The following is a 25834-nucleotide window of genomic DNA, read 5'->3' on the forward strand; positions in this document are numbered from 1 at the left end:
TAATGGGAGTTTTAATATCGTGAGAGAGCTGCGCAATCATCATTCTCTTTTCTTGCTCGCTCTCATCAAGTGATTGAAAGGTAGCTTGCAAATTGTGAGACATGTCATTAAAAGCCTGGCCCAGCTCTTGAAATTCTAATGGTCCTTTGGTTTCGATTTCTGTGCTGAAATCCTTGCTTGCTATATCCTGAGCTTGTTTTTTCAAATGTTTCAGAGAAGAGAACACAGGCGACAAAAGAAAGATGCTCACTGCAGCGCCAATGAAACTAGCAATCAAGGTTATTCCAACGAGAAAGTAAACTTCACTTTTCTCAATCAACATTCGTTGGACTGCCCAGAAAACGACCAAAATCGTTAGTAGAGTCGACACTAGATACCCCACTAAAATATAGTTTTTTAATTTCATTTTCTACCTCTTGGTCTTTCCATCTTATAACCCAAACCCCAGACAGTTTTGATAGCAGGAGCATTTGAATTTGTATACTTGGTCAACTCTTGCCTCAAAGCATGGATATGAACATTGAGTGTATTGGTATCATCTACATAGTCCTCCTGCCATACCTTCTCGTAAAGTTCCGTCTTTGAAAAGACTCTCTCGGGATTGCTGGCTAATATCCATAGAAGTTCAAAGGATTTTACTGTCAATTCCAAAGGTTGCTCCCCAATGCGAACCTCATGAGTCACATGGTTGATTACCAAGTCACCAAACTCGATCTGTTCGGTCTCTCCTCCACGGCTAAGGCGACGCAAGATATTATTCACTCTTAAAACCAATTCGCGTGGGCTAAAGGGTTTGACTATAAAATCATCTGCCCCCAAACTCAATCCATAAATCTTATCCTGTTCGCTTGTCTTAGCAGTTGTAAAGAGGAAGGGTTGATCCGGAGCGATATACTGAACTTCACTGATAAAATCATACCCGTCCATATTGGGCATCATGATATCTGTGATAATGAGGTCGATAGATTTTTTTCTGAAAAGCTCTAATCCCTCCTTACCATCATGGGCGACCAAAACATCGTAACCTGCCTGTATAAGATAACGGTTTTGAATATCTAGAATATCTATTTCATCATCAACCAGCAAAATTGTCTTTTTCATCTGACACTCCTTCGATAAAAACAGTGTTATACTTGCTTTAGTATAACACTATTTTCTCTAATGTTTAAGTGATTTGAATCTTAATCTTCTCGTTTGCTTGTCAAACCCAAAAGTCCAACAAGACCTGCCAAGGCTAGACCAAAGATACCAAGCCCAGCTGTAGCTGTTTTAGCTTCCCCAGTATTTGGTAACATCGCTTTATCATCTTTTTTCATCATATTAGCCATTGGGCTAGAATCTGGTTGATCTACTTTCATATCTGACATATGGTGATTTGTACCCATCATACCCTCAGTCGTACCTGTAGAGCCTGTTTCAGAAGGCTTCGTATTCATCTGACCTTGTTGAGATGGTATTGTCGCCATTTCTTTTCCACGAAGCTGAATCGTTACTTGACGAGTAGCAATCAGATTGGTCAAATCAGGTTTGCCATCTTTAGAGCCATAGACTTTAACAGTAGCTAGGTATGTATGTGTTCCGTTAGCTCGAAGTTGATCTAGAAGGGCTTGTCCTTCTTTGCCAACCGTATTGCCATTCAAATCCACTTCGTAGAAATATTGGCCTTTAGCCAAGCCTTCAAGTGGCAATAGAGCAGGATTTTTAGCCGTTCCGTTATCTGACCATGGGGCTTTGTCTGAAGCTTTTAACAAGAGGCGAGTCAACATACCATCTCCACCAAAAGCTTCGTATGGAATGACTTGGTTGACACCGGCCAAGAAAGGTCCAGGAACCTTAGCCTTATCAAGGTAGCTAGCTGGAACATCAATCATGTCTTTGACATTGTTAACAACAGACTCTTTGACCTGATTTGGTGTGGTCAAGCCATTCAAATTAACAGTCAAATCTTTAGTCGCTACGAGGTTAGTTAAGTCAGGCTTGCCGTCTTTCGCACCGTACACCTTGATAGTAGCTTTATAGCTTTGAGTGCCGTTTTGTTTCAAAAGGTCAAGTAGTTCCTTGTCAGATTTTCCTTGAGTGCCAGCCAAATCCACTTCGTAGAAGTAAAGGCCTTTGCCCAATTTCTCTACTGGTGGGAGAGCGGGATTTTTAGCTGAACCATTGTCTGACCATGGAGCCTTGTCGGATGCTTTCAAGATAAGGCGTGTTAACATACCGTCACCGGCAAAGAACTCGTATGGAATGACTTGATTGACACCAGCTGTAAATGGTCCTGGGAAATTGGCTTTGTCAAGGTAACTAGCTGGGACATCTACTGTATCTTTTGTATTGTCAGCCACACCTTTTTGCACTTCAGCTGGGGTGGTCAAACTATTCAAGTTGACATCCAAATTTTTAGTCGCTACCAGATTAGTTAAGTCAGGTTTGCCGTCTTTTGCACCGTACACCTTGATAGTAGCTTTATAGCTTTGCGTGCCGTTTTGTTTTAAAAGATCAAGCAACTCTTTGTCAGATTTGCCTTGGGTACCTGCTAAATCCACTTCATAGAAGTAAAGACCTTTGCCCAATTTCTCTACTGGTGGAAGGGCGGGATTTTTAGCTGAACCGTTGTCTGACCATGGAGCCTTATCAGATGCTTTCAAGATCAGGCGAGTCAACATGCCGTCACCAGCGAAGAATTCGTATGGAATGACTTGATTGACACCAGCTGTAAATGGTCCTGGGAAATTGGCTTTGTCAAGGTAACTAGCTGGGACATCTACTGTGTCTTTGGTGTTGTCGGCCACACCCTTTTGCACTTCAGCTGGGGTGGTCGCTGGTTGCGCTTCACTGACTTCACGGTCTTGTCCAGAAACTGTAGACGCAGGACTTTCCACAGGTTTAACTGCATCTTCTGTTTGTTTCTTAGAGTCAGGTTGTGCTTGCACTTCTTCTTTTGGCACTACTGCAGGCTCTTTAGCAGTTGCGTCCGCTTTTTCTGAAGAGCTTGTGGTATCCACACTTGCTTTAGGTGTTGGAATAGACTGTTCTGAAGGAAGAGCTACATCGACTGCTTTTTTGAGAACCTCTGCTGGTAAGTCGCTCTTTTCACTCACCGAAGCAGCGTCTGGCACGACTTGGGCAGGAGTCGGATTGACGACATCAGCACGCGCAGAACTTGGTTGACCAACTAGGACAAAGAAGCCACTAGCCACAACAACTGAAGCAACGCCTACACTGAGACGGCGAATAGACCAACGAGTATATCTCTGATTTGGATTGAATTTCATAGGATTCTCCTTAGAGTTTTCTTTTTTTGATGACTCTAGTATAATCTCCTAAAATTAAAAAGGATTAAGAAAAAGTTAAAATTTTTCTTAAATCCCTCTTATAAAATACTTATATTGACTCGTTAATTATTAGGAAAGAGAGTAGCCTTTCCTCTCCTACTCACTCAGTTCAGCTAGAGTGTCCAAATGTTGGTTATTAATGACTGCCATGATGTAGGCATCTGCCTGCAAGAGGTCATTGGGTCCGAATTGGACATCCAGAGGAGCATTTTCGTAGGAACGAAAACCAAGTACATTGAGGTTGTATCGCCCACGTAAATCCAACTGACTGAGGCTTTTACCTACCCATGATTGGGGGATTTTCATCTCGACAATCGATACATTCTTGTCCAGCTGAAAGACGTCTACGCTGTTATGAAAGAGGATGGTCTGTGCTAATGAGCGCCCCATTTCAAACTCTGGTGAGATGACTGCGTCTGCACCAATTTTTTCCAACACCTTTTTAGCCGTATGGCTTTTGACCTTGGCAATAACGGTCGGCACTCCTAAACTCTTGCAGTGCATGACCGCAAGAACACTGGACTCCAGATTTTCACCTGTTGCGACGACTACGGTATCACAGGTGTCAATCCCCGCTGATAGAAGGAGTTCTTCATCCGTGATATCTCCAACTACTCCACGCGCCAACACTGATTCAAATTGATTAATGCGTTCCTCGTGGTCATCAATAGCAATGATATTCATGTCATGCTTGGCTAGGGCAGCCAAAACACTGCTCCCAAAAATTCCCAAGCCTAAAATTCCAATTGTCCGATCTGACATCGTTTTTCCTTTCTTATCCGATAGTGATATCTGCCTTCATATAGTGAATCGTATCTTTCTTGTCTGGCTGGTATTCCGCTACACTGACCAGTAGTGTCAAGGGACCAATACGGCCGATAAACATCAACAACATAACGATACTGAGGGCTAACTTACCTAACTCTGGTGTTAAATTTGCCGTCACCCCAACTGTTGCAAGGGCTGAAATGGTCTCAAACATGAGGTAGATAAAGCGCGGATTTCCCTCTGCTGTTATCCCTAGTAGGATCAAGCCCAGCAAGAATGTTAGCAAGAAGATAATAAAGACACTGAAAGACTTTTGTACGGTTCGGGGTTCAATGGTCCTCCGAGCCACATTAGCATGAGGCAAGCCCAATAGTTCACTGCGAGCAAAGACCAACAAGACAAAGAAGGTCGTAATCTTGAGCCCGCCTGCTGTCCCTCCAGGTGCCCCGCCCAGAAACATCTGCAAGATGTAGATCAGTAAGGTAACTGGTCTAGCCTGGGTGTAGTCAATGGAAGCAAAGCCTGCCGTTCTCATACTGACTGTCTGGAAGAAACTAACCAGCAGTTTCTCTGGAGCGCTGAGATTTCCAATCGTCCCAGGATTATTCCACTCAATTAAGAGAGTCGATACGGTTCCAAAGAGCAGAATTCCCGCCGTTAAAAAGAGAACCAGCTTGGTATGGAAACGCAGGCGGCGTTTTTTCTTCTTCCCAAACTGGGTCGCTAGGTCAAACCAGACCATAAATCCTAGACCACCAGTGATAATCAAGCCTGCAATCACTAGATTGATCAAGGGATCCGTTTGAAAGGCTACCAAACTCGTACTTCCAAAATTATCAAATCCAGCATTACAGAAAGCTGAAACAGCCAAAAAGATAGAGGTTAGAATCCCTCGCCCCCAGCCAAATTCGGGGATAAAGCGAAAACTCAAGAGAAAGGCACCAATTCCTTCCACCAAAAAAGTCGTCAGAAAGATTGAGCGGATGAAGTCCTTTAGAGACTGGGTTTCTCCATAACTGAAACTTTCTTGAATAGTCTCACGACCACGAAGGCTGAGCTTTTGCTTGCCTTGGATATAAAAGATTCCGATAAAGGTCATGAGCCCCAAACCACCAATCTGGATCAAAATCATACAGATCAACTGGCCCCAGATATTATAAGTCGAAGCCACTGGCAGAGTGAAAAGCCCTGTCACACAGACCATGGACACGGTCGTAAAGAGATGGTCAAAGTAGGTCGCTTGTGACGTTTCTGCTTGCACAAAGGGGAGACTTAAAAGGAGAGAACCCAAGAAGATTACTAGGGCAAAACTTAAAAAGATGCGACGGGCTGGCGACAAGCGTCCCAGTATCGTCTTGATTTTTTCCAAAAAAGATTTGAATAACATAACTACATTCTACCATAAAAACAGTCAGAACACTCACATGTGGTGCACAATGGCAAGACAGAGTTCGAGTGCCTTATCAAAAGCTTCTGAGCCCCAGTCACGACTGTCGTAGTTGTCCAGATCCGCTAAGGAATCTGCAGTAAAGAGCAATTCTCCCCAGACAACACCACGTAGCTGAGCCACTGCCGCAAGAGCCGAGCACTCCATTTCCACAACAGCGCAGCCTTCTTCCTTGCGATAGGCAACCTTTTCAGCCGTCTCTCGGTAAAAACCATCTGTCGTCCAGGTCATAACTTCCTCATAAGGAATGCCTCTTTGCTCCAAAACTTGCTCAATGGCAGAGACAGCCTCAATCTGCATCTCCATATAACGAGAAGGCGCTACATAATGGTAGCTGGTCCCCTCATCTCGCAGAGCGCGAACAGGGACGAGAAAGGCATTTTCCTCTATATCGGCTAGGACGCCACAGGTTCCAGTGGAAATGATTTGCTCCACACCATAGCCAATCAACCAATCCATAAACTGGGCAGCTGGGGCAGAACCCACGGGCGCCTGGGTTAGACAAATCGTCTCACCCTTGTAGTTGATGACATAGACTGGATAAGCCTTGGTGGCAGAAACGAACTCACCAACACAGTCCGCTCCTGCTTCCTGAGCGTAGCGGTCAATCTCTTCCTCCAAAAATGCATAGATGCACTTTTTTGGCAACTTTAAGTCCAATCCCTCATGTGTTGGCATAAGGACCGCCTGGGGATTGTCATCAAACTCCAAAATGGGAATCGCATGTTTCTGAATCATAGCCCACCTCCTCTAATTTTGTACTATTGTATCAAAAGCTGACGAAGTGTCAAGGAGTTGTCTTTAGCAAGCCAGAAAACTCCTCTTCCATACATTTAAGAAATCGTTGCTCTGCTGGAGAGGTCGGTTTCTGTTTTAGTAAAGTGATTGAGAACTATCACCAAAATAGCAAATTCAACAATAAAAAAGCACGAATCTGCATCAGGCAATATATACCCTTTTATATTATCTTGTGCAAGAAGCCAAACCAATAGAATCTAGCCTCCATTTTGTCTAGGCCTACTCTATTTCCACAAAGCACCCAAAATCTGTTTTTCTAATAAGTCTAGGTCCTCTTCCTTTATTTCTCCGTTGTCGCTAACGATATAAAGTTGAGCGAAGTAAGCCAACAATGGACCAACACAAATACGAACCATTTGAGGAATCGTTATCTCTGGATTTACACGTGGATCTGCTAGCAATTCCTTATGAAGCACTCGAAGTTTATCTTGAATAGCATTCCAGATAAAAATCTGTTCATTTTTTAGTTTCTTATTTGAAAAACTCTCCTGCAGAATGATTTTCATCAAAGCACGATTTTTTTTGAGATAGCTCATACGATCGTGGACGAGATAACGAACCCTCTCTTCTGTCGTTTCAAAAGCTAAGAGTTCCTCAAAAAAACTACCGAAAATGCTTGGGACTACAGGATGTAAAATAGCCGTCAGTAGATCATCCTTCGTCTTAAAATACTTAAACAAAGTTGCCTGGCTTAGTCCAGCACGCTCAGCTATGTGAAGAGTTGAGGTCCCATGGTAACTCCTAGTTGATATGAGATCCACTGCTGCCTGCATGATTTTTTTCTTTCCTTGAGGGTAATTCGCTTCTTCTAAGTAATCTTCAAACGATTCAAAAACAGTCTTATCCATCTAATCTTCACACCTTTTTAGCATTATTTATGTTGATTTCTAAACTTTACGATAACGACGTAATCCAACAATATTGAGAATTGTTAAAATGATCAAGAAAATCATTAAAACACCAAGATTTGGCAAAATATCACCAAGATTGTGCCCGTAAAGAATAATCTGGCTTATTGCATCACCAGAATAGGTTAATGGCAAAAATTTCCCCACAGTTAGAGCCCATTCTCCCATGGATGACAATGGAATAATTCCTGAGAAAAAAAGTTGGGGCATAATCACGAGAGGAATAAATTGCATCATTTGGAATTCTGATTTTGCTAGAGTAGACAAGAGAATTCCAAAAGCTAGTGCTACAAGAGCCAGTACCACATTAACTATTATAACATTTAAAATACTTCCTACAACTTCTACATCTAGTAGCCAAATTGCTGCTAAGACGACAACTGCCGTTTGAAAAATCGCAATAATACCGTAAGACAACATATAGCCATAGACGATTTCAGATCGTTTCACTGGTGTTGCTAACAAACGTTCTAGTGTTCCACTGGTGCGCTCTTTCAAAAGCGCCATACCTGAAATCAAAAAGACAAAGAAGAAAACTACAAAACCTATCAAAACCGGAATCATACTGGTAAAGAAGCTTGTATTTTCATCTCCATACTGATAAGACTCCTTGATTTCTGGTGTTTTTGCGTCCGAGTCCAATTGTGGAAGAGCTTGTTTGACACGAGATAGTAACTGATCGGTGCCTTCACTGGCGATACTTGTTCGTAACACTTGTCGTATCATAGATGTCTTGGAGGCATCTGTATTTGCGTAGTCGACCTGATACTCACCGTCTTTATAAGAAATCACAGCATCGACTTTTTCATTTGCTAGCGCTTCTTTGGCCTGATCTAAGTCTTGATAAGTCTCGATGTCCACATGATCAAGCTCATCCATTTTCGTTATCAAACCAGTTGGTAGATCTTGTGTCGCTAACTTGACATTCACGGTTGTACTAGCTGAAAACATGAGGTTCATCAGCCACATAATAAATACCGGCGCTACAAACATCATAGCCAAGGTTCGTTTGTCACGAAGCAATTCTTTGATAACTTTTTTAGCAATAGCAATGGTTCTCATCTTACTCTCCTTCTGCTTTCAAAAATACTTCTTCAATACTTGAAACTTGATAACTTTCTTTTAAGTGTTGCGGTGTATCAAAAGCAATGATTTTTCCACCTAATAATAAGCCGACCTTATCCGTTAACTCTGCTTCATCCATAACATGGGTAGTAACTAATATCCCAACCCCATTGTCTCTAAGCGCGAATAATTCTTTCCAGATTTTCTTCCGAAGAGAAGGGTCGATTCCAACTGTCGGTTCGTCCAAAATCAAGAGCTGAGGATTCCCCAGAAGCGCGATGGCTAAAGACAAGCGTCGCTTCATTCCTCCAGAATAACCGGATACCGCCTTGTTTAAGTAGTCTGTCAGATCTACTACTTGAGCTATATGAGCAATTTCCGCCTTTAGGTCTTTTTTAGAAAGCCCCTTTAGCTGACCAAAAAATTCCAGATTTTCTTGACCAGACAAGGACTCGTATAAAGCATCTGATTGGGCCATATAGCCAATATCTCCTAAAATATGACGATTGGGCATAGTGTGATTTAACACTAAAGCTAGGCCTCCATCAGCCTTTTCCATTCCTAACGTAGTCTTAATCATAGTTGATTTACCAGCACCAGACGGACCAATTAATCCTATAATTTCTCCTAGCTGCAATTCAAAGCTGACATGATTCAGAACTATTTGTTGGTCAAAAGATTTTACTAAATCTTGTAAATGTAGCAATTTTTTCATTTACTTCCTCCTTGGTAAGTGATTACTCACTTTTTAAATCACAGAAGCTATTATAGTGAGTGATCACTCACTTGTCAAGAGAAAGGGTTAAATTCTTTAAAAAATAAAACACCAGATATTATTATCTGATGCTTATAATGGATAGCTATTGCTTTTAGAGCTGTTTCTAAATCTCTTCTCGATACTCTGAAATGGTCTTTCCTGCCCACTTTTTAAAGGCCTATTCTTCCTCTACTTTTCTCAGCCAATCCTACCATCGTCATTGCTATCGCAACTCTAATGACCTTGGCGATGGAAATTCATTTTACTCATTTTTATATGAAACAGACTAAGAAATTTTCAAGACCTAATTGGGAGTTGTTTTAGCTACAATCCATCTCTCAAACACAAAATCTCCCTTCTCTTTCGAGAAAGGAGATTCTTTTTTATCCTTGTCCGCCAGGGGCTGGACCGCCGCCTTGAGGGCCTCCATTTGGTCCACCACCTCCAGGCATAGAGTTGACGATTTCAGTTTGTTTTTCACCGTTGAGATAGATATCTCCGCCTGTGTAGGTCGCTGTTCCATCAAAGTCAAAACCTGTTTGACCAGTCATTTTAATGGTTCCGCCTGTGACCGTGATATTGCCGTTTGAGTCGATTGGGTCTGTGTCTCCTTGGCCAACTTCTACTGTCAGGTTCCCACCGTTCATGGTGAAGAAGATTTCACTCTGTTGGGCATTTTTATTAGCTGCGTTGACTCCATCATCTGTTGAATAGATACTAATGTCCCCACCGTTGATAGTGATGGACTTACCTTCAAGTCCTTCTGTCGAATTCTTGACGGTGTAGGTACCACTATCGATAACCAAATCACCTGATGCGTGGATGCCATCATCTCCTGCTGTGACTGTGATATTGTTGTTGGATAGGTACATGGTTCCGACTGAAGTATCCTCATCATTGTCCACCTTGACTCCATCTTCTTTGGCGTCAATAGTCATGGTCGTACCAGTGATGTTGAGTTCATCATTGACATTAAAGGCATCGCCAACTGCTGTGATGCTATAGGTTCCACCCGTGATATGGAGGGTGTCGTTAGCCTTGATACCATTGTTCTTCTTGCCATCTACATTGAGAGTTCCTTTCCCGTTGATGGTCAAATCCACCTTAGAAAAGAGAGCTGCGTCTGCTTTTTTGTCGCTGTTAGAGCTTGAGTCAGAGAGACTGTTGGTGGTTCCCTCTGCTAGAGTCAAGTAGACATGGCCAGCTGATGTCGCAGATATCGCTGCATTGGTATTGGTCATGGTCGCACCTTTTAGGACTAGATGAACATCTGCAGACTTATCTGCCTCGATCTTGATCTGCACTCCGTCAGACTGACCTGAAATTACATAGGTTCCAGATTTTGTGATTGTCACTGTTAATTCAGAGACTGTCACCCCATCTCCAGAGACGTTTGCTGATGAGCCAGATAGCTCAATCTTAGAAGCTGTGCTTTCATCATAAGAGGTATCATAGTCCTTCTCTGTAAAATAGGATGATTGGTTTGTCTTTGTTACAGTTGTTGTGGCACTATTTGTCGTTGCATTGGTATTAGATGTAGTTGTTGACTGGGCACATGCTGCCAGCAGCACCATTGCCGTTAAACTCGTTGCGAGTAGGGTCCATTTTTTTGATTTCATACCTTTTTCCTCTCCTTCGTATGATATAGCTAGACAGTCTACAGAAGATTCCTGAAACAAAACTAAAACTTTTCTGAAAGTTTCCTTAAATTCAGTTTCAGTTAAGTTTCGCTTAATAAAACTTTTAGAAAAGTCCTCTAGACTTGTTCCAAGCAAGTTTACCTTGTTTAATCTATGATTTATCTAAAGGAGAAATTGCTTATGAAACCCCTAGAAACAAGCTTTGAACGGATCGAAACCAAGTATATGGTTTCTAAAACAGACTTACAGGATTTAATAGAAGATTTGAAAGACTACCTCGTCGAGGACGACTATCCGACTTCGACCATTTCCAATATCTACTTTGATACAGAAGATTTTCATCTCATCCAAGACTCCTTGCAAGGTCAGCATAAGAAAGAAAAAATCCGTATGCGGACCTATCTTGCGCAGCCAAGTACTAACAGCCCCGCCTTTCTAGAAATCAAGTCAAAAGACGAAGCCGGTATCGGTCACAAGCACCGCGTCCTAGCCCAGTCAGATACCATCACCCAGCTCATCACCAAAGGTTGGGGAGCAGACCTGATCAAAGATAGCTTTCTGGTAGCAGAGGTGCAAAAGATCCGTCAACGCTACAGTGAGGCTCTCAAACCTCGTATCTATATTTCTTATGATCGTTTTTCACTAAAAGAAAAAAAGAAAATCCCAGGATTTCCCTACCAGAAAATTCGTGTCACTCTTGACCAAAACCTGACCTATCGAGATGAAAATGTCAGCCTATTTGCAGACAAGGAAGGCCTGCCTCTCTTAGAAGACGACCTGATCATCATGGAAATCAAGGCGCCTGGTGACAAACCGCAATGGCTACAGGATATCCTTGATAAATATGGTCTGGTAGAGCAAAGATTCTCAAAATACTCCTGCGCCTACCATAAATCACAAGGACTGGCCTATGCCCCACAACCCATCGGAGAAAGTGTAGGTAACGCTTATGTCTAACCTTTTTAACTCTATTTTCAACGACGCAACCGCCACTGCTGACCCCCTCCAACTCCTGCTCGCCCTCGTCGTCAGCCTTTTTCTAGGACTAGCACTCAGCTGGGCCTACAAGCAACGGACTCTTTACACACGGGAATTTGTCATCAGTTTGACCCTTTTACCTTGTTTGATGACGCTGGTCATCTTCCTCGTCAATGGCAGTCTCGGAACGTCGATTGCAGTAGCAGGGACCTTTAGTCTCATTCGTTTCCGTTCTGCCACGAGTGGTTCTCGAGAGCTGATTGCTATCTTTCTAGCCATGATCATCGGTCTGGCGGCAGGCACAGGCTACCTTTTCTTAGCCGTACTCTTCACGGTCTTTATCCTAAGCATTTGGCTCCTTTTGGAAAAACAACAGAGCAAGAGCAATCACCAACGTCGTAGACTCTTAACCATCACACTTCCCAATAAAGAAGACCGCCTAGATACTATCCAGGTCGCGCTGGATCAATTTTGCACCGAGTCTGACCTTATCTCAGTAGATACCAGCAACTCTGGTGAATCCTTGCAAACCGTCTACGAAGTCGATCTCAATCCTCAAGTAGACGACTTCCAACTGACAAGCTACCTGACAAGCAAGATTTCCCAGTGCGATGTTTCCTTGACCAAGAAAGCCAAAAAGAAGAAAAATCTATAAGACTAAAGCTCATAAAAAGAACAGCCCAAGCTGTTCTTTTTAGTTTTCTTTTACTGGGATTTCCTTGATGACACGCGCAGGATTCCCACCTAGGACGACATTGTCTCCGAAGGACTTGGTGATCACGGCTCCTGCTCCAGCAACGACATTATTTCCTAGTGTCACTCCAGGAAGGACAATGACGCCACCTCCAGCCCAGAAATTGTCACCGATGGTGATGGGCTTGCCATATTCGACCCCTGAATTGCGTTCATGTGGATCCAGTGGATGGAGTGGGGTTAAAAACTGACAGTTGGGGCCAAGCATAGCGTTGTTCCCAATGCGAATCGGACAAACATCCAGCATAGTCAAGTTCCAGTTAGAATAAAAATTTTCCCCTAGATGGATATTGACTCCATAATCGACCACCAAGCGTGGATTGATATAAAGATTTTGCCCAGTTGAGCCAAACCAAGTCTTGATAATATCTGCTCCCTTCAAGGGATTTTCTTCCTTGTTAAAGGCAGCCTGTTTTTGGCGAGAAGCCTGCGCCAAGGCCCGCAACTCTGGATCCGACGGACGGTAAGGCTCCCCTGCTATCATTTTCTGGTATTCGCTAGCCATCTTATCACCTCACACTTACTTTGGACCCATCATATCAAAAAGCCTTTGAAAGGTCAAGAATAGCCTGCTTTCTAAACTCTCAAAACCAATCCCCTCCCAAGTTAAAACAACTTGCTTGACAAAAAATTAACTTCATGGTTTAATATACCCCATAAGGGTATATTTGGAGGTGCCTATGTTTCACTTATTTACAAAAATTGACAGTATTTCTACCAGTGAGTTAGAAGCTAAACTCAGAGAACCAATTCAGCTACTGGATGTTCGGACGCCTATGGAATTCCGTAGGGGTCATATCAAAAATGCCAAAAACGTTCCTTTAACAGAAATCGGTTCTTACACACCTGCGACAAAAGAAACACTTTATGTCATTTGTCACTCTGGTGTACGAAGCAAACTAGCTGCGAAAAAACTTAAGAAAAATGGCTACGATGTCATCAATGTCCGAGGCGGTATGAGCGCTTGGACAGGTCAGGTCATCTAGAAGCATCAAATGGGCTACGCAGCCTTGAACCTTATCGAAGGTCTGAGCGATAATATCCAATGGTGTCAGCTCGGAGACGATCTGAATAAGGGCAAAAAATTCCTAGATGTACACATAAGTGGCGAATTTCAGGTGGCGACCCAAGATCGATACCATCCATAACCCCTAAATGAACTAGGGGAGAACTTGGATGAACCAGACAAGAACCAAACCTACATCCTTAGCTGCCACAGTGTTTTGCGCAGCTATATCACAGAGCGTATCCTCTAGAGGCAGGATTTACCGTCCAAAATCCTGATGGCGCTTATTCACTATATAAAATGGCTAATCCAGAAGGAGTCGAATATGGAAACAAGTATCAGCATGGCTGACTTTTATGAAAAATACCTAAATGAAAATCTAAACCTTATCGATGTACGTGAAGTGCATGAATTCCAAGCAGGACATGCACCAGGTGCTAAAAATCTGCCTTTAAGTAACTTGGAGCAAGGTTACAAAGAACTCAAACCTGACCATGCATACCATGTCATCTGTCAAGGCGGAGTACGCTCCGCATCTGCTTGTGAATTTCTAAGCGCCCAAGGCCTCACCGTTATCAATGTAGAAGGTGGTATGAATGCTTGGCCCGGTCAAGTAGAATAAGCAAAAAACCGATTAAGAAACTTAATCGGTTTTTTCATTTCTGCAACCCGCTGATATAGGGCTCGTAGCCCGTCGCTTTTAAAAAAGAAGCACATTGATGGTATCTAAAAAGAGGTTTGCTCATTGGTATTTGGGGGAAATCATCCGTTTGTTCGACATGATTTTTTTGTCGGAACAAACTTAAATACCTTTGTCTGCATTGTTTAGCAATAGCAAATTAGTTTATTTCCGTTTAATCAGGTATCGGATGGCCTTTTCTAGGCGTTCCTTTTGAGCCTCGGGGTCGTCTAGTGGTTGGTTGATACAGTCAGTGAGATTTTCAGTAATGATCATCTCAATCACGCGCTCAACGCTAGATTTCACTGCTGTCAACTGCGTAACAATATCTGCGCAGTCACGATCTTCTTCAATCATCTTTTGAATCCCACGCAACTGACCCTCTGAACGTTTCAGGCGTGTTATATACTTTGAGTTTGTCATTAATTTATCCTTGGTCACTTTTTGTTCATTATATCTCGAATAAGGGGCTTTGTCAAAATTCACTTCCTGTCTGTATTTGTAGGAGGCAACCTCTCCTCTGTATCAGAAAGAAAAAATTGATAAGCATGGAAATGGAAAAGAAACTCTGTCCTCCTTGAAGCACGATCGAGAAATCAAGTATCCGATTAGTTATGCCTTATATCTTGGACAAAAAGGCTAGGATCACTATCCCATAGACTAGAACTAGAGCCAGCCCAAATCCGATACCAAACCACTTGTAAAACTTGTCCATTCCACTGTAACGTTCGACATAGGCCCTGGCCGGCTTGTCTGGATCATACCAGACCGTCAGCTCCGAATGAAGGGGGAAATGGGTCTGCATCAAGCGTTTGAAGGAAACAAAGGAGTTACTGTAGCGAGTAATCGAAGGCGCTAGCATATCTTCTCTTGTATAGTCCTTTAAAAATTTAGTAGTCCCCCACGGAATTGTGACCGTTTTGAACATAAAATACTGCAAGGTTTTCTTATAAGCAATCCCATCCACCGTGTATTCGACGATAGGTGGATACCCCTCACGAAAACGGCTATAGCCGATAACCGTTCCAGGAACGGATGACTTGGCAAGGCGGACCAACTTCTGATCTCGAAGATAGAGGTAGAGAAAGGTCCCACATACAAACACAAAAGATAGGAGAGTGACGACTGTCCCAACTATCAAACCAATCACTTCTTTAGTCATATGAACTCCTCCAGTTATTCTATACAGTAAAATCTCAAAACTAACTCATCCAGAAAGGACATCGATGTCCTCGAGTCTACTCTTCGGATTTTTCTTTTGACTGTTTTTCTCTCAAATCTTTCACAGATTTCGATATGATATCTCTCACCTGTTCGTCAGTAAGTCCTGGAATCTGGTAATAGGGATTATTGGACTCGCTTTTTGACGGTTTTGTTCCTGAATTTTCGGTTTTAGAACTTTGTTCAGTCGAAGACGAGGATTTCGATTCTGGGGAACTGGATTCTTTGGTCTTAGAGGAACTGGACGACTCAGACTCAGAAGACTTGGACGTTCCAGGCGTGTTAAAATCAAGCTTAGGCGGATTGTTTACTTGGACGTTCGGCTGTTTCACAGGTTTATAGAATAGCCCAAAAGACAACAGCAAGGCCATCAAGATCCCAATACCAGCCAAGGTTCTTTTATTGGCTTCAGCCGAGGGAACCTTTACTCCCTTTGTACTGAGTATTTTCCATTCTGGATACTCTTTTTCTATGGCTTTTTTCTGTCTCCTAAGAGGACCAAGTAGATAATGATTAAAAGGCACAATCGTTACCATAGCCACCGTTACAAGCGGGACATAATTGGAATGACTTGATACCAGTAGAACATCGAGGATAGCGAGAAGAATGAAGAGGAAACGCCCCACAAACTTACGAACTTGATGCTCTTTTTTGATCTGCAAATATCTCTCTTGTGACATTATCATCCTCTCTTTTCTATTTCTTCATTAAATATCACTTTCCCCTGTTCATATTTTCGCACAGCTAAGAACCAGCGGATAGGGTTGTTTTGGAATAAGAAAAGGTACAACAAGGCAGGAAAGAGACCTGCTAAAGGCGAGAAAAAGATTTGTATATCAAATGCCTCTTGCTTATTGAATGAGTCAATAGTGCCCGGAATTGCAGCAGCAAATATTACTATAGTAGTCATAAAAACTAGTAGCATGACAATCATAAAAGCCAACATTTTCGCAAACGTCGCTTTTTTCTCACTAAAATTTTCCCAGAACAAATTTGAATAAACTGCTTCTTTAAACTCTTTCTTTGTTGCTCCTTGGACTCGTTTCACTCCTTTATATAAGGCGACTTCCATCATCCATATAAATCCAAATAGGATAAAGGAAAGACAAAGAATAAAAATAGGAACCATCCCACTATTATAACGAAGGCCTGAGAAAATTGGTATTGCAACAAATCCTCCGAGTAAACCTAACAAAGAGAATATAGCAATTAAAGGAGCAATCCCCCTATTCGATCTCCTAGCCCCTTCTGTATTTAACAAGGCACTCTTATCTGCTACAAGAGCCTCTTTTGTTCGCGTATTATAGTAAACGGCCTTATCACCGCTCTGTCCAATAAAAATTATTTTTCTCATATAAAATCACCACAGTTTTCACTAATCACTATAATCAGAAACTTCAATTTTATCATAGGTTGTTGATAAAACATCGCCAACCACTGGTAATGGTAATAGCGTTTCTCTCGTGTTTCTAGTTCTTCTCTTCCCTAAATAATACTTTCCCCTGCTTGTATTTTCGTACGGCTAAGAGCCAGCGGATTGGATTGTTTTGAAATAATAACAAATAAGAAACAGCTGGGAAGAGACCTGCTAAAAGCGAGAAAAAGATTTGTATATCAAATGTCTCTTGCTTATTGAATGAGTCAATAATACTTGGGATAGTAGCAACAAATATTACTATAGTAGTCATAAAAACTAATAGCATAACAATCATAAAAGCCAACATTTTCCCAAACGTCGCTTTTTTCTCACTAAAATTTTCCCAAAGCAGATTTGAGTCAACGGCTTTCGCAAACTGTTGAGAACTTGCCCCTTGAACCTGTTTCACCTCTTTATACAAGGCCTCTTCCATCATCCATATAAAGCCAAAGCAGACAAAGAACTGGGCAACGATATAAGGCGGAACCATCCAGCTGCTGTATCGAAAATCCGAAAATGCAGGTATAGCTACTAATCCTCCGATAATACCCAAAAAAACAAAAGCAAACATCAAAGGAATGATAGCACTATTGGTCTTCCTAGCCCCTTCTGTATTTAACAAGGCGCTCTTATCTGCTACAAGAGCTTCTCTCGTTCGCGTATTATAGTAAACGGCCTTATTACCGCTCTGTCCAATAAAAATTATTTTTCTCATATAAAATCACCACAGTTTCCACCAATCACTATAATCAGAAACTTCAATTTTTATCATAGGCCGTTGATAAAACATCATCAACCACTGGTAATAGTAATAGCGCTTCTCTTGTGTTTCTAGTTCTTCTCTTCCCTAAATATCACTTTCCCCTGTTCATATTTTCGCACAGCTAAGAGCCAGCGGATTGGGTTGTTTTGGAATAGAGCAATTACGACCACTGCTGGAAGTACCCCTGCCACTGGTGAAAATAATAATGAAAGATCAAACCACTCATGGTTATAATAAGGAATAAGCATTCCTGGTATTCCAAATAAACTTACAATTCCTAAACAAAACAGAAGAACCAAGATAACAAACGAGAAAAAGAAAATTTTACCTAATGTTGCTTTCTTATCGGAAAATCCTTCCCAAAATAAATTTCCATTCACTGCAGCTTTAAATTGTTCTTCGTTTGCCAAAACTGTGGAACGAACATTTTTATACAATGCTTTTTCCAACATATAAATACTTCCAACAAAAACTAAAAATATGGCTAGTAAAATGATTGGAATCATCCTCTCGTTTAATCTAAATGGAGAAGTAAAGGAAAAAATAGCAAGTCCAACACCTCCACCAAATAACGCAAAAAGTAATATCAAAGGAATAATAGCCTTATTGGTCTTCCTAGCTCCTTCTGTATTTAATAAGGCGCTCTTATCGGCTACCAGAGCCTCTTTTGTTCTTGTGTTATAGTAGACAGCTTCATCACCGCTCTGTCCAATAAAGATTATTTTTCTCATCTTATAATTCGCCCTCTTTCCCTTGGCTACCGTCCTGTAATGTCTCCATCAGCTCCTTGAACAGTCGTTTGCGCGTTTTCATCTGAAATTCATAGACAATATAAACAAGTGAAAAAATCCCTAACATATACATCATCAAGAACAGAAAATCAGAGTAGGTAAAATAACGATAGATGGAAAACAGAATCATGAGAAAACAAAAAACCTCAACTAGGACTGTCCATCTAGATTTTCTTCTAAGTGTTTTAATATTGGCTTTTGTTAACCGAACTTTTCTAAATCTATCTGTCTTCATGTTGCGTCGGGTAGATTTGGCAAGGAGAATTGTCCCGAAAATTAAAAACAGAGACATCAAGATAAAGAAAAGCAGATTGAAAGGTGATGAGACATCTCCAAAGGTTTGGTTGAGCAACTTCGACAGCCGTTGCAAGGAAAAGACTGCAATAGGAGCTGCAATGGCTGAATAATTCATGCCTTGTTTTACTTCATAGAATACTTGATTCCTCAGATCATAATAAATAAAATAGTCCTCCAGAGGGCCCATACTGATTAATTTTTTTACACTTGTGTCCATCTTATTTCCCCTCTCCTAAACTCAATACGGATGCTCAAACAGAATCCTACTTTCTCTTAAAAGCATCATGACGTCGATTGCGAGCAGTCTAACCGATTTTTCGGCATTTGCCTTTCTAGAGAAAGAAAAGTTTATTAGTATTATAGCATGAACCCCCAGAAAAGGGAAAACATCCCCAACAGATACCTTTGCTAGATCCAAGAAAGGTTTCGTCATTTCATAAAAAAACGGACAAGTCCGCATTCTAAAAACAGAATGCGAGCTTATCCGCCTTTTCCTATGTCTCTAAAATAAATAATGTGTTTTCCTCGTTTCATCGTGCCAAGCGAATGCGGGTCACAATGCCGTCTGGATCTACAAGATCCAACTCACTCGAATGTATCCACTTGATTGTTGCTTCTACCTCTTGCGCTTGCTGAACGATGGCTAAGAGTTCTTCCTTGCTTTTGACCTCAAGGACGTAGTAGGCCAAGCCAGGAAAGCCCGATTTACGCGGAGCTAGACCTTTTCCAGCCCATTCATTGACTGCTAAGTGATGGTGGTAGTCCCCAGCTGCAATCCAACTAGCACTAGGGATGCTAAATTTATCCTCTAGCCCTAACACCTTTTGATAAAACTGACTCGCCGCGCGGCTATCCTTAACCGATAGATGGATATGCCCCATTCTCGTCCCTTCAGCTAGGATAAAGGGATCTACCTTTTCCCCTAACTCATAAATATCCTGAGCCGCAAGAGCCTCAGTCACACCGATAATGCGACCATCTTCTCGAATATCCCATGAAGAAACTGGTTTATCATGGTAGAGTTCAATGCCATTTCCTTCCAAATCTTCCAGATAAAGGGCCTCACTGTATCCATGATCCGCTCCTCCGACCAGAGGAATGCGCAAATCACTTAAGTGTTTCAGGACATCTGCCAAGGCTTTTCGTGTCGGCAATAAAATCGCTAGATGGTAGAGCCCATAACGCTCCCTTACTTCCCCAGCTTTTTCAGTCGCAATCAAGTGGACCAAGGCTTTTTTACCAAGTCCCAAAATCGCTTCTGTCTCTGTTTGAGATAAAATCTCCAAGCCAATAATCTGGTGATAAAAAGTCGTTTGACTCGTCAAATCCTTGACATTTAAAACCACCTCGGCTAGGTAAATGTGGCTTTGGTATGCATAAGTCATAGGCTGTCTCCTTTTAGTTGTAACTTTATATATTACATCAATTATACACTATTGAGATAAAATGTCAACGAAGACAACTCAAAAGAGCTGGAAACCAGCTCTTCTTTTTATTTTACAACAAGCTCGTAGCGAGTTTTGCTGGTGAAAGTTTCCCCTGCTTTGAGAATGACTTGGTCTTTGAGGTCACTGTGAATGGCATCTGGTAAAGCTTGCGCTTCAAGGGCAATCCCATTGTGCTGTACCATTGGCTGACCAGCTATGAGCACACTCTCATCCACAAAGTTTGCTGTGTAGACCACAAAGCAAGGGGCCTCTGTCTTGAAAAGTAAGAAGCGACCTGAGTTTTGGTCATAAAGGAAACCAGCATTGTCATGATCGGCAGGAAGGGCAAATGGGTGATCCAAACCAGATACCAACTGGATTTGCTCATCTTCCTCTGCAAAGATGTCCTTCAACAAAGCACCATTGTAGATATGTTTAACCACATCACGAGTAGCATCTGGAGTCTTAGCCGGAACACCGTCCGGAGCGATTGGGTAAATGCCCTCCGTATTTAGCTGGAAGACATGGCGGTCAACTGTCTGCGTGAAATCACCAGACAAGTTGAAGTAGCTGTGATTAGTTGGATTGACAAGCGTATCCTGATCTGTCGTCACCTTATAGCTGACTTCGTAGGCGCCAGTTTCTTCCAAGTGGTAGCTGATCCAGATCTTGAGATTACCAGGGAATCCTCCCGTCCCGTCTGTACGCTCTGTGTAGAGGGTCAATCCATGGTCGCTCACCTCAGTCAATTCAAACAAGCTCGCATCCCAACCTGTTGAACCACTGTGGTTACAGTTGCTAGCGTTGTTGACTTCAAGGTCATAGGTCTGACCATTGAGTTCAAATGTCGCACCTGCAATACGGCCCGCTACAGGACCTACACTTGCTCCATGCTTGGGACTATTGCCTACATAGCTATCAAAATCATCAAAGCCCAAAATCACATTGGCAAAATTCCCAGCCTTGTCGGGTGTGACATAGCGCAAGATGGTCGCACCATAGGTCATGATTTCTAGTTGATAGCCACTGTCCGTCTCAAAGCGATAGGCCAAGACATCCTTGCCCTCATGATTTCCAAATACACGCTCTGTGTATGCTTTCATTCTTCTCTCCTTTGATCCATTTCTATTAAGTAAACAAACCATAGAAAGTGTATTCACCATCTATGGTTGTAGTTTCTATTTTCAGAATCCTTTGTCAGAAAACCTTAAGTCTCTTCTTAACAAATGGAGATTCTTCTATTCTTGTTTTATGCTTCTACACGTTCAGTCCATGAAGTCGCTGTTGTTTGAAGAACCTTGTTGAGTTCGTCAATGTTCTCAAATCCTGTTGTGCGCAACCATTCACGAGCTGCTACTTCACCGTCTTTGATGTAGGCTTCAACTGATCCAGCCCAAGTTGCACGGCCGCAAAGAACACCGTTGAAGTTTGCGCCTGATTCGTGGGCAAATACTAGCGTTTCTTGGAAGAGTTTAGCTGATACACCTGCACTCAAGTAGATGTATGGCAAGTTGGTTGCTTCATCTTGTGCTTTGAAGAAGGCTGCTGCTTCTTCTCGTGTATGAACGATTTCACCATCACCAAATCCTTCAACGTATTTGACGTTGACTGGAACTTCCACTTTCAAGACATCGATGTTAAAGCGTGGGTCTGAGAAGACTTTCATGGCACCGATAACCTTGTGAGGTTTTACTTTAGCATACTCTGCAGAACCTGCGTCAGCGATTTTTTCATCGTAAGCCAAGATTTCAAGGAAGAATGGAATGTCTTCCGCCACACACTCAGAACCAATACGTTCGATGTAGGCTTGTTTTTCTTGGTTGAGTTCGTCAGCGCTGTCTACGTCATAGTAAAGCAAGAACTTCACAGCGTCTGCACCTTGTTCCTTGATACGTTTTGCAGACCAAACATCCAAGCAGTCAGGCAAGCGTTTGGTGCTTGTTGTATCGTAACCCGTTTTCTCATAAGCAAGGAGAAGACCAGCATTGGCATCGAGGGCTTTAGTAGCTGGAAGTCCATACTCTGGGTCAAGAAGCATAGATGATGCGTATTTTGTCAATTCATCTGCAACCAAGACCTTGAGTTCTTCCATTTGAGCAACTGTTGGTTCTTCTGTTTGGTATTGAGCCATGAGGCGTTTCAAAGCACCACGTTGGTCAAAGGCAAGAGCTGAGATAATGCCGTTCTCGTCAGAGAGTTTTTGCAAGCAAGCTACTTTATTGGGACTTAATTGTAATTTACTCATAGACACTTCCTTATTTTTGATATTCATGAATGATCACACCTTGTACCACACGGTTTACGGTACCAGTAGGAGACGGTGTATCTGGTTTATTTTCTACCTTGAGTGAAGTCAAAAGGGCAAAGAGTTGGGCATAAACGATGTAAGGGAAGACACGGTAAATATCGTTCAAGACACCGCCACAACCAAGGGCTACTTCTTTGACATTTTCAAGACCAAAGGCTTGATCACTCAAGAGCACGACACGACGAGCAATGTGATCACCAGCCACTTCACGAACCAAGTCCAAGTCGTACTTGCGAGTGTAGTCTGTCGTTGTACCAAATACCAAAACAACTGTATCTTCGTTGATCAATGATTTTGGACCGTGACGGAAGCCAACTGGGCTTTCATACATGGTCGCCACTTGACCAGCTGTTAATTCCAAAATCTTGAGCTGAGCTTCATGAGCAAGGCCAAAGAAAGGACCAGCACCAAGATAGATGACGCGGTTAAAGTCAAGGTCTACAAGCCCTTTAACATCTGCTGCATTGTCTAGAACTTTGCGGGCAAGGCTAGACACAACTTCAAAACGTTGAGCTTTCACAGCAAATTCTGTAGGATCAAAAACCAAGAGAGCTGTTAGCATCATGGACGTAAAGCTAGAAGTCATGGCAAATCCAGCGTCATTGGAAGCAGCTGGTTGCAAGAGCAAAAGATTGCGCTCATCGCCATGAGCTTGAAGAGCCAATTTACCATCTGCAGCACATGTAATGGTCACTTGATAGAGGTCATCAACCAAGGCTTTGGCCAAATCAACCGTCGCCACACTTTCAGGTGAATTCCCACTACGAGCAAAGGAAACAAGGACAGTCGCCACATCTTTTTTCAAATAAGTTTCTGGATTGGCAACGATATCTGTTGTCGCAATGGCATTGAAATTCCATTTGCGTTCGTCATAGACTTCCTTAAAGTAAGGCACCAAGGTATCTCCCACATAAGCAGAAGTACCAGCACCCGTCAAGATGACCTTGATATAGTCATGCTTATCAGCAATTCCTTGTAGGAATGCTGCAATTTCTTCTCGTTTTGCTTGATAGGCTTCAAAAGCCTCTTTCCATACATCAGGCTGTTGGTAGATCTCACGAGTCGTGATTTCTGCACCCAGTTCAAGTAATTCTTCTTTTGTGTAATTTAGCATAGAGTTCCTCTAATCTATTGTTGTTTCATTCCTATTGAAAATATGGGAATGGGAGTGACTCCCATTCCCATGTATATTCTATATAAGATGCTCTAACGATTTAGCCGTTGTCACATCTTATTGAATTGAGTTCCAACTAAAATCTTGGGGAAAAAGACCGATTATCGTCGGAGCATCGCTCCGTCCTCCTATCGCCTATTTTCCCTGTGATTTTCACGTTGTCACATCTTATTCATCTTCGTCATCATCGAAACCTGCTAACAAATCATTGACTTTTACAATGCTTTCTGCAGCACGGCTCTTGTAGTCCGCATCTGCACCTGTAAGGCTGGCATTGATAAATTCAATCACCATTGGAAGATTCATCCCTGCGTAGAGTTCAATGTCGCGACCTTCCATAATCAAACGGCTTACCACGTTACATGGTGTTCCACCGAGAAGGTCCGCAAAGACTAGGAAATCATCCAATCCTTCGATAGCAGCTTCAAATTTTGCAGTAAATTCTTCTGGGCCATCTTCTGGAAGAAGAGCCACTGCATGAATGTTGTCCTGTGGACCCATGATCATTTCTGTGCTACCTTTAAGTTCTTCACAGAAACGACCATGACTCACCAAAATTAATGATTTACTCATAAATTATGCGCCCATTCCAAGCAAGAATTTACCGATGAATGAAAGACCTACTGCAAGAACGATAATGATACCGATCGCTTTAGTAGAGTTCATACCTTTCTTACCAAGCAACCAGAAGATGAATGCAGTGAAGATTGCTGGAAGCAAGCGTGGGAAGATTGAGTTCAAGATGTCTTGGAAGTCAATCAATTTTTCACCGATTGGCAATTTGTAAGAAATCTCAAAGTTGATCATTGTTGCTACAAGAGCACCCATCATGAAGACACCAAGTACAGATGCAGCGTCAATCAAAGCTGTCAAGGTACTTTGCATGTTGTTGATAAGGTTAACCCCTTCTTTGTAGGCAAATTCCAATTGTTTCCAACGGAAGATGTCATATGCAACTGCAACTGCGATCCAAAGGAAGATACCCCATGGTTGGCCAGCGATAGCCATAGTTGCTGCGATAGATCCCATGATAGCAGGTACAAGTGAACCAAAGATTGTATCTCCAAGAGGAGCGAATGGTCCCATCAAACCTGTCTTGATACCGTTAACGGCATCTTTTGAACCCACACCATCTTTTTCTTCCATGGCAAGGTCAAAACCAGCGATAATAGTGTGGAAGAATGGTGAAGTATTGAAGAATTGAGTATGAACTTTCATCATTTCTTTCAATTCAGGAGTTCCATCCCCATACATTTTACGCAATTGAGGCAAGATCATGTAAAGGTAACCAGAAGCTTGCATACGTTCGTAGTTCCAACCTAATTGGAAAGTGAACAAGCTACGTTTGTTAATTTGATTAAAATCTTCTTTTGTAAGTTTGTAATTAGAATTCGTCATCTTCGATTTCCCCACTTTCTGATGGTGTAGAAGGTGCTGCTACAGCTACTTTTTGGCTGTTCTTAAAGTGAACAACTGCAAGGAAGATACCTACGATAGAGATACCGATCATAGACAAACCTTTGAAGTTGTTAGCAAAGCCAATCTTTTCAGCAACATCAGCAGGAAGAGTACCAAGGATACCCGCAACAGCTCCACCAAGACCTGTTACATATGAGTAAAGAACAGTCAACATAGCTGTCAAACCGAATCCCATTGCAAGGTAGTGAAGGTTACGTTTAACTGGGAGGTAACGAAGCAAGATTGCAAATCCGAGACCTGGAAGCATACGACCTGCAAGTGTCAAACCGTCTGCAACCCATTGGTATTCTTTAACTAGGTCTACTACTGATTGTACGAAAGCACCACCAAAAGCAAGAGCGAAGAATACTGGAAGGGCACGAGAAAGAGCCCAAGGCACTGCACCAAGTAGGTAGTTGCGCTCGATACCTTTGTAGTCAAAGCGTTCGATTGCAGCATCAATACGGTGTGCAAAGAAAGTAGTAGTCATACGTCCAAGAACGTCGAAGTATGTCAAAAGTGCTGCCACTGGTACAGCGATTGTTGTGATCGCAAGGTCTGTATCAATGCCTTGAGAGATAGAGAATGCTGTTGCAAGAACCGCACCAGAAGTTGCGTCGATACGAGAAGCACCACCGAAGGTACCAACCCCGAGAACGAACAACTGCAAGCTACCACCGATAAACAAACCAGTTGTCACATCTCCCATGATCAAACCAGTAATGAAACCAGCGAATACAGGGGAACCTGCAGATGAAACGATTGTCAACTCATCACAGATTTGATAAGCTGAGTACAAAGTGAGAAGTAAAATTTGCCACGGTTGTATCATAACAATGACCTCCTAAAA

General features: G+C 42.2%; 29 protein-coding genes and 2 pseudogenes. 6 read left to right on the top strand and 25 right to left on the bottom strand.

Features of this window, described 5'->3' with window-relative positions; translation table 11 throughout:
* The 9 genes from HMPREF0849_RS08970 to HMPREF0849_RS09010 all read right to left on the bottom strand — a co-directional run.
* A partial coding sequence (locus HMPREF0849_RS08970) for a HAMP domain-containing protein (protein ID WP_009013764.1) occupies positions 1–406 on the bottom strand: 406 nt, incomplete at its 3' end.
* Complete coding sequence (locus HMPREF0849_RS08975) at positions 403–1101, bottom strand: response regulator transcription factor (RefSeq protein ID WP_000751223.1); 699 nt, start codon at positions 1099–1101, stop codon at positions 403–405. The genes HMPREF0849_RS08970 and HMPREF0849_RS08975, both read right to left, overlap by 4 nt.
* An 80-nt stretch (positions 1102–1181) precedes the next feature.
* Positions 1182–3269 carry a YSIRK signal domain/LPXTG anchor domain surface protein gene (locus tag HMPREF0849_RS08980; RefSeq protein WP_000671341.1) on the bottom strand — a complete coding sequence of 696 codons (2088 nt, stop codon included), beginning with the start codon at positions 3267–3269 and terminating at the stop codon, positions 1182–1184.
* Between the two features lie 156 nt (positions 3270–3425).
* Positions 3426–4091 (bottom strand): potassium channel family protein, encoded by a 666-nt coding sequence (locus HMPREF0849_RS08985; RefSeq protein ID WP_001283887.1) that lies wholly within the window; start codon positions 4089–4091, stop codon positions 3426–3428.
* 13 nt (positions 4092–4104) lie between these two features.
* On the bottom strand, positions 4105–5484 hold the full coding sequence (locus tag HMPREF0849_RS08990; RefSeq protein ID WP_000897923.1) for a TrkH family potassium uptake protein: 1380 nt from the start codon (positions 5482–5484) through the stop codon (positions 4105–4107).
* 33 nt (positions 5485–5517) lie between these two features.
* Entirely contained in the window at positions 5518–6282 is a 765-nt protein-coding gene (locus HMPREF0849_RS08995) for a nucleoside phosphorylase (RefSeq protein WP_000615016.1), read from the bottom strand.
* Positions 6283–6566: 284 nt separating this feature from the next.
* Entirely contained in the window at positions 6567–7190 is a 624-nt protein-coding gene (locus HMPREF0849_RS09000; protein ID WP_000361929.1) for a TetR/AcrR family transcriptional regulator, read from the bottom strand.
* Positions 7191–7229: 39 nt separating this feature from the next.
* Positions 7230–8312 (bottom strand): ABC transporter permease, encoded by a 1083-nt coding sequence (locus HMPREF0849_RS09005; protein WP_001259056.1) that lies wholly within the window; start codon positions 8310–8312, stop codon positions 7230–7232.
* A gap of 1 nt (position 8313) precedes the next feature.
* Positions 8314–9030 (bottom strand): ABC transporter ATP-binding protein, encoded by a 717-nt coding sequence (locus tag HMPREF0849_RS09010; RefSeq protein ID WP_000734676.1) that lies wholly within the window; start codon positions 9028–9030, stop codon positions 8314–8316.
* Between the two features lie 231 nt (positions 9031–9261).
* Here HMPREF0849_RS09010 and HMPREF0849_RS10790 point away from each other — a divergent pair.
* Positions 9262–9396, top strand: a pseudogene (locus tag HMPREF0849_RS10790) (low temperature requirement protein A); the annotation flags it as partial.
* Between the two features lie 59 nt (positions 9397–9455).
* Here HMPREF0849_RS10790 and HMPREF0849_RS09015 read toward each other — a convergent pair.
* Positions 9456–10691 (bottom strand): carbohydrate-binding domain-containing protein, encoded by a 1236-nt coding sequence (locus HMPREF0849_RS09015; protein WP_009013765.1) that lies wholly within the window; start codon positions 10689–10691, stop codon positions 9456–9458.
* A 201-nt stretch (positions 10692–10892) separates the two neighbouring features.
* Between HMPREF0849_RS09015 and HMPREF0849_RS09020 the strand changes: the two genes are divergently transcribed.
* Positions 10893–11669 (top strand): polyphosphate polymerase domain-containing protein, encoded by a 777-nt coding sequence (locus tag HMPREF0849_RS09020; RefSeq protein WP_000803021.1) that lies wholly within the window; start codon positions 10893–10895, stop codon positions 11667–11669.
* Complete coding sequence (locus HMPREF0849_RS09025) at positions 11662–12345, top strand: DUF4956 domain-containing protein (RefSeq protein WP_000067203.1); 684 nt, start codon at positions 11662–11664, stop codon at positions 12343–12345. The genes HMPREF0849_RS09020 and HMPREF0849_RS09025 overlap by 8 nt, the downstream gene beginning before the upstream one ends.
* A 39-nt stretch (positions 12346–12384) precedes the next feature.
* Here HMPREF0849_RS09025 and HMPREF0849_RS09030 read toward each other — a convergent pair whose 3' ends face one another.
* Positions 12385–12948, bottom strand: coding sequence for a sugar O-acetyltransferase (locus HMPREF0849_RS09030; RefSeq protein ID WP_000135703.1), 564 nt, complete (start codon positions 12946–12948; stop codon positions 12385–12387).
* Between the two features lie 175 nt (positions 12949–13123).
* Here HMPREF0849_RS09030 and HMPREF0849_RS09035 point away from each other — a divergent pair, with 175 nt between their 5' ends.
* From HMPREF0849_RS09035 to HMPREF0849_RS09040, 3 genes and pseudogenes are all read left to right on the top strand, one after another.
* A complete protein-coding gene (locus HMPREF0849_RS09035; RefSeq protein WP_000468862.1) occupies positions 13124–13429 on the top strand; it encodes a rhodanese-like domain-containing protein in 306 nt (101 codons plus the stop codon).
* Positions 13430–13432: 3 nt separating this feature from the next.
* Positions 13433–13800, top strand: a pseudogene (locus HMPREF0849_RS10795) (CoA-disulfide reductase); the annotation flags it as partial.
* A complete protein-coding gene (locus tag HMPREF0849_RS09040) occupies positions 13775–14071 on the top strand; it encodes a rhodanese-like domain-containing protein (protein ID WP_000450166.1) in 297 nt (98 codons plus the stop codon). The pseudogene HMPREF0849_RS10795 and the gene HMPREF0849_RS09040, both read left to right, overlap by 26 nt.
* A gap of 222 nt (positions 14072–14293) precedes the next feature.
* Here the strand turns inward: HMPREF0849_RS09040 and HMPREF0849_RS09045 are convergent, their stop codons facing one another.
* From HMPREF0849_RS09045 to HMPREF0849_RS09115, 14 genes are all read right to left on the bottom strand, one after another.
* Positions 14294–14551, bottom strand: a complete 258-nt coding sequence (locus HMPREF0849_RS09045; RefSeq protein ID WP_002880547.1) for a metal-sensitive transcriptional regulator — start codon at positions 14549–14551, stop codon at positions 14294–14296.
* A 196-nt stretch (positions 14552–14747) separates the two neighbouring features.
* A complete protein-coding gene (locus HMPREF0849_RS09050) occupies positions 14748–15290 on the bottom strand; it encodes a DUF3592 domain-containing protein (protein ID WP_000159878.1) in 543 nt (180 codons plus the stop codon).
* Positions 15291–15366: 76 nt separating this feature from the next.
* Positions 15367–16029, bottom strand: coding sequence for a hypothetical protein (locus tag HMPREF0849_RS09055; RefSeq protein WP_033605429.1), 663 nt, complete (start codon positions 16027–16029; stop codon positions 15367–15369).
* Positions 16030–16031: 2 nt separating this feature from the next.
* The gene (locus HMPREF0849_RS09060) at positions 16032–16703 is read right to left on the bottom strand and encodes a hypothetical protein (protein WP_001226099.1); all 672 of its coding nucleotides are present in this window, start codon (positions 16701–16703) and stop codon (positions 16032–16034) included.
* A gap of 115 nt (positions 16704–16818) precedes the next feature.
* Positions 16819–17481 (bottom strand): hypothetical protein, encoded by a 663-nt coding sequence (locus HMPREF0849_RS09065; protein WP_001226101.1) that lies wholly within the window; start codon positions 17479–17481, stop codon positions 16819–16821.
* 116 nt (positions 17482–17597) lie between these two features.
* Complete coding sequence (locus HMPREF0849_RS09070; protein WP_001226094.1) at positions 17598–18260, bottom strand: hypothetical protein; 663 nt, start codon at positions 18258–18260, stop codon at positions 17598–17600.
* 1 nt (position 18261) lies between these two features.
* On the bottom strand, positions 18262–18834 hold the full coding sequence (locus tag HMPREF0849_RS09075; RefSeq protein WP_000381570.1) for a hypothetical protein: 573 nt from the start codon (positions 18832–18834) through the stop codon (positions 18262–18264).
* Between the two features lie 313 nt (positions 18835–19147).
* A complete protein-coding gene (locus HMPREF0849_RS09085; protein WP_000220458.1) occupies positions 19148–20002 on the bottom strand; it encodes a VOC family protein in 855 nt (284 codons plus the stop codon).
* Positions 20003–20109: 107 nt separating this feature from the next.
* Positions 20110–21147 carry an aldose epimerase family protein gene (locus tag HMPREF0849_RS09090; RefSeq protein ID WP_000649409.1) on the bottom strand — a complete coding sequence of 346 codons (1038 nt, stop codon included), beginning with the start codon at positions 21145–21147 and terminating at the stop codon, positions 20110–20112.
* Positions 21148–21293: 146 nt separating this feature from the next.
* Positions 21294–22289: a tagatose-bisphosphate aldolase gene (gene lacD / locus HMPREF0849_RS09095; protein ID WP_009013767.1), complete on the bottom strand. Its 996-nt coding sequence runs from the start codon at positions 22287–22289 to the stop codon at positions 21294–21296.
* A 10-nt stretch (positions 22290–22299) separates the two neighbouring features.
* Positions 22300–23466, bottom strand: a complete 1167-nt coding sequence (locus HMPREF0849_RS09100) for an SIS domain-containing protein (RefSeq protein WP_000936009.1) — start codon at positions 23464–23466, stop codon at positions 22300–22302.
* 228 nt (positions 23467–23694) lie between these two features.
* Positions 23695–24099 carry a PTS sugar transporter subunit IIA gene (locus HMPREF0849_RS09105; protein WP_000045700.1) on the bottom strand — a complete coding sequence of 135 codons (405 nt, stop codon included), beginning with the start codon at positions 24097–24099 and terminating at the stop codon, positions 23695–23697.
* Between the two features lie 3 nt (positions 24100–24102).
* On the bottom strand, positions 24103–24924 hold the full coding sequence (locus HMPREF0849_RS09110; protein ID WP_000185285.1) for a PTS system mannose/fructose/sorbose family transporter subunit IID: 822 nt from the start codon (positions 24922–24924) through the stop codon (positions 24103–24105).
* Complete coding sequence (locus tag HMPREF0849_RS09115) at positions 24911–25816, bottom strand: PTS mannose/fructose/sorbose/N-acetylgalactosamine transporter subunit IIC (protein WP_000615902.1); 906 nt, start codon at positions 25814–25816, stop codon at positions 24911–24913. Before HMPREF0849_RS09115 ends, HMPREF0849_RS09110 begins: the two co-directional genes overlap by 14 nt.
* Positions 25817–25834: the final 18 nt, after the last annotated feature.

Source organism: Streptococcus sp. C300, from assembly GCF_000187645.1.
GTDB lineage: Bacteria > Bacillota > Bacilli > Lactobacillales > Streptococcaceae > Streptococcus > Streptococcus oralis_CQ.

Excerpts from the sequence above, each read along its gene's own strand:
- HMPREF0849_RS08975 (WP_000751223.1), bottom strand. The coding sequence starts at position 1,101 with ATGAAAAAGACAATTTTGCTGGTTGATGATGAAATAGATATTCTAGAT.
- HMPREF0849_RS08980 (WP_000671341.1), bottom strand. The coding sequence starts at position 3,269 with ATGAAATTCAATCCAAATCAGAGATATACTCGTTGGTCTATTCGCCGT.
- HMPREF0849_RS08985 (WP_001283887.1), bottom strand. The coding sequence starts at position 4,091 with ATGTCAGATCGGACAATTGGAATTTTAGGCTTGGGAATTTTTGGGAGC.
- HMPREF0849_RS08990 (WP_000897923.1), bottom strand. The coding sequence starts at position 5,484 with ATGTTATTCAAATCTTTTTTGGAAAAAATCAAGACGATACTGGGACGC.
- HMPREF0849_RS08995 (WP_000615016.1), bottom strand. The coding sequence starts at position 6,282 with ATGATTCAGAAACATGCGATTCCCATTTTGGAGTTTGATGACAATCCC.
- HMPREF0849_RS09000 (WP_000361929.1), bottom strand. The coding sequence starts at position 7,190 with ATGGATAAGACTGTTTTTGAATCGTTTGAAGATTACTTAGAAGAAGCG.
- HMPREF0849_RS09005 (WP_001259056.1), bottom strand. The coding sequence starts at position 8,312 with ATGAGAACCATTGCTATTGCTAAAAAAGTTATCAAAGAATTGCTTCGT.
- HMPREF0849_RS09010 (WP_000734676.1), bottom strand. The coding sequence starts at position 9,030 with ATGAAAAAATTGCTACATTTACAAGATTTAGTAAAATCTTTTGACCAA.
- HMPREF0849_RS09015 (WP_009013765.1), bottom strand. The coding sequence starts at position 10,691 with ATGAAATCAAAAAAATGGACCCTACTCGCAACGAGTTTAACGGCAATG.
- HMPREF0849_RS09020 (WP_000803021.1), top strand. The coding sequence starts at position 10,893 with ATGAAACCCCTAGAAACAAGCTTTGAACGGATCGAAACCAAGTATATG.
- HMPREF0849_RS09025 (WP_000067203.1), top strand. The coding sequence starts at position 11,662 with ATGTCTAACCTTTTTAACTCTATTTTCAACGACGCAACCGCCACTGCT.
- HMPREF0849_RS09030 (WP_000135703.1), bottom strand. The coding sequence starts at position 12,948 with ATGGCTAGCGAATACCAGAAAATGATAGCAGGGGAGCCTTACCGTCCG.
- HMPREF0849_RS09035 (WP_000468862.1), top strand. The coding sequence starts at position 13,124 with ATGTTTCACTTATTTACAAAAATTGACAGTATTTCTACCAGTGAGTTA.
- HMPREF0849_RS09040 (WP_000450166.1), top strand. The coding sequence starts at position 13,775 with ATGGAAACAAGTATCAGCATGGCTGACTTTTATGAAAAATACCTAAAT.
- HMPREF0849_RS09045 (WP_002880547.1), bottom strand. The coding sequence starts at position 14,551 with ATGACAAACTCAAAGTATATAACACGCCTGAAACGTTCAGAGGGTCAG.
- HMPREF0849_RS09050 (WP_000159878.1), bottom strand. The coding sequence starts at position 15,290 with ATGACTAAAGAAGTGATTGGTTTGATAGTTGGGACAGTCGTCACTCTC.
- HMPREF0849_RS09055 (WP_033605429.1), bottom strand. The coding sequence starts at position 16,029 with ATGTCACAAGAGAGATATTTGCAGATCAAAAAAGAGCATCAAGTTCGT.
- HMPREF0849_RS09060 (WP_001226099.1), bottom strand. The coding sequence starts at position 16,703 with ATGAGAAAAATAATTTTTATTGGACAGAGCGGTGATAAGGCCGTTTAC.
- HMPREF0849_RS09065 (WP_001226101.1), bottom strand. The coding sequence starts at position 17,481 with ATGAGAAAAATAATTTTTATTGGACAGAGCGGTAATAAGGCCGTTTAC.
- HMPREF0849_RS09070 (WP_001226094.1), bottom strand. The coding sequence starts at position 18,260 with ATGAGAAAAATAATCTTTATTGGACAGAGCGGTGATGAAGCTGTCTAC.
- HMPREF0849_RS09075 (WP_000381570.1), bottom strand. The coding sequence starts at position 18,834 with ATGGACACAAGTGTAAAAAAATTAATCAGTATGGGCCCTCTGGAGGAC.
- HMPREF0849_RS09085 (WP_000220458.1), bottom strand. The coding sequence starts at position 20,002 with ATGACTTATGCATACCAAAGCCACATTTACCTAGCCGAGGTGGTTTTA.
- HMPREF0849_RS09090 (WP_000649409.1), bottom strand. The coding sequence starts at position 21,147 with ATGAAAGCATACACAGAGCGTGTATTTGGAAATCATGAGGGCAAGGAT.
- lacD (WP_009013767.1), bottom strand. The coding sequence starts at position 22,289 with ATGAGTAAATTACAATTAAGTCCCAATAAAGTAGCTTGCTTGCAAAAA.
- HMPREF0849_RS09100 (WP_000936009.1), bottom strand. The coding sequence starts at position 23,466 with ATGCTAAATTACACAAAAGAAGAATTACTTGAACTGGGTGCAGAAATC.
- HMPREF0849_RS09105 (WP_000045700.1), bottom strand. The coding sequence starts at position 24,099 with ATGAGTAAATCATTAATTTTGGTGAGTCATGGTCGTTTCTGTGAAGAA.
- HMPREF0849_RS09110 (WP_000185285.1), bottom strand. The coding sequence starts at position 24,924 with ATGACGAATTCTAATTACAAACTTACAAAAGAAGATTTTAATCAAATT.
- HMPREF0849_RS09115 (WP_000615902.1), bottom strand. The coding sequence starts at position 25,816 with ATGATACAACCGTGGCAAATTTTACTTCTCACTTTGTACTCAGCTTAT.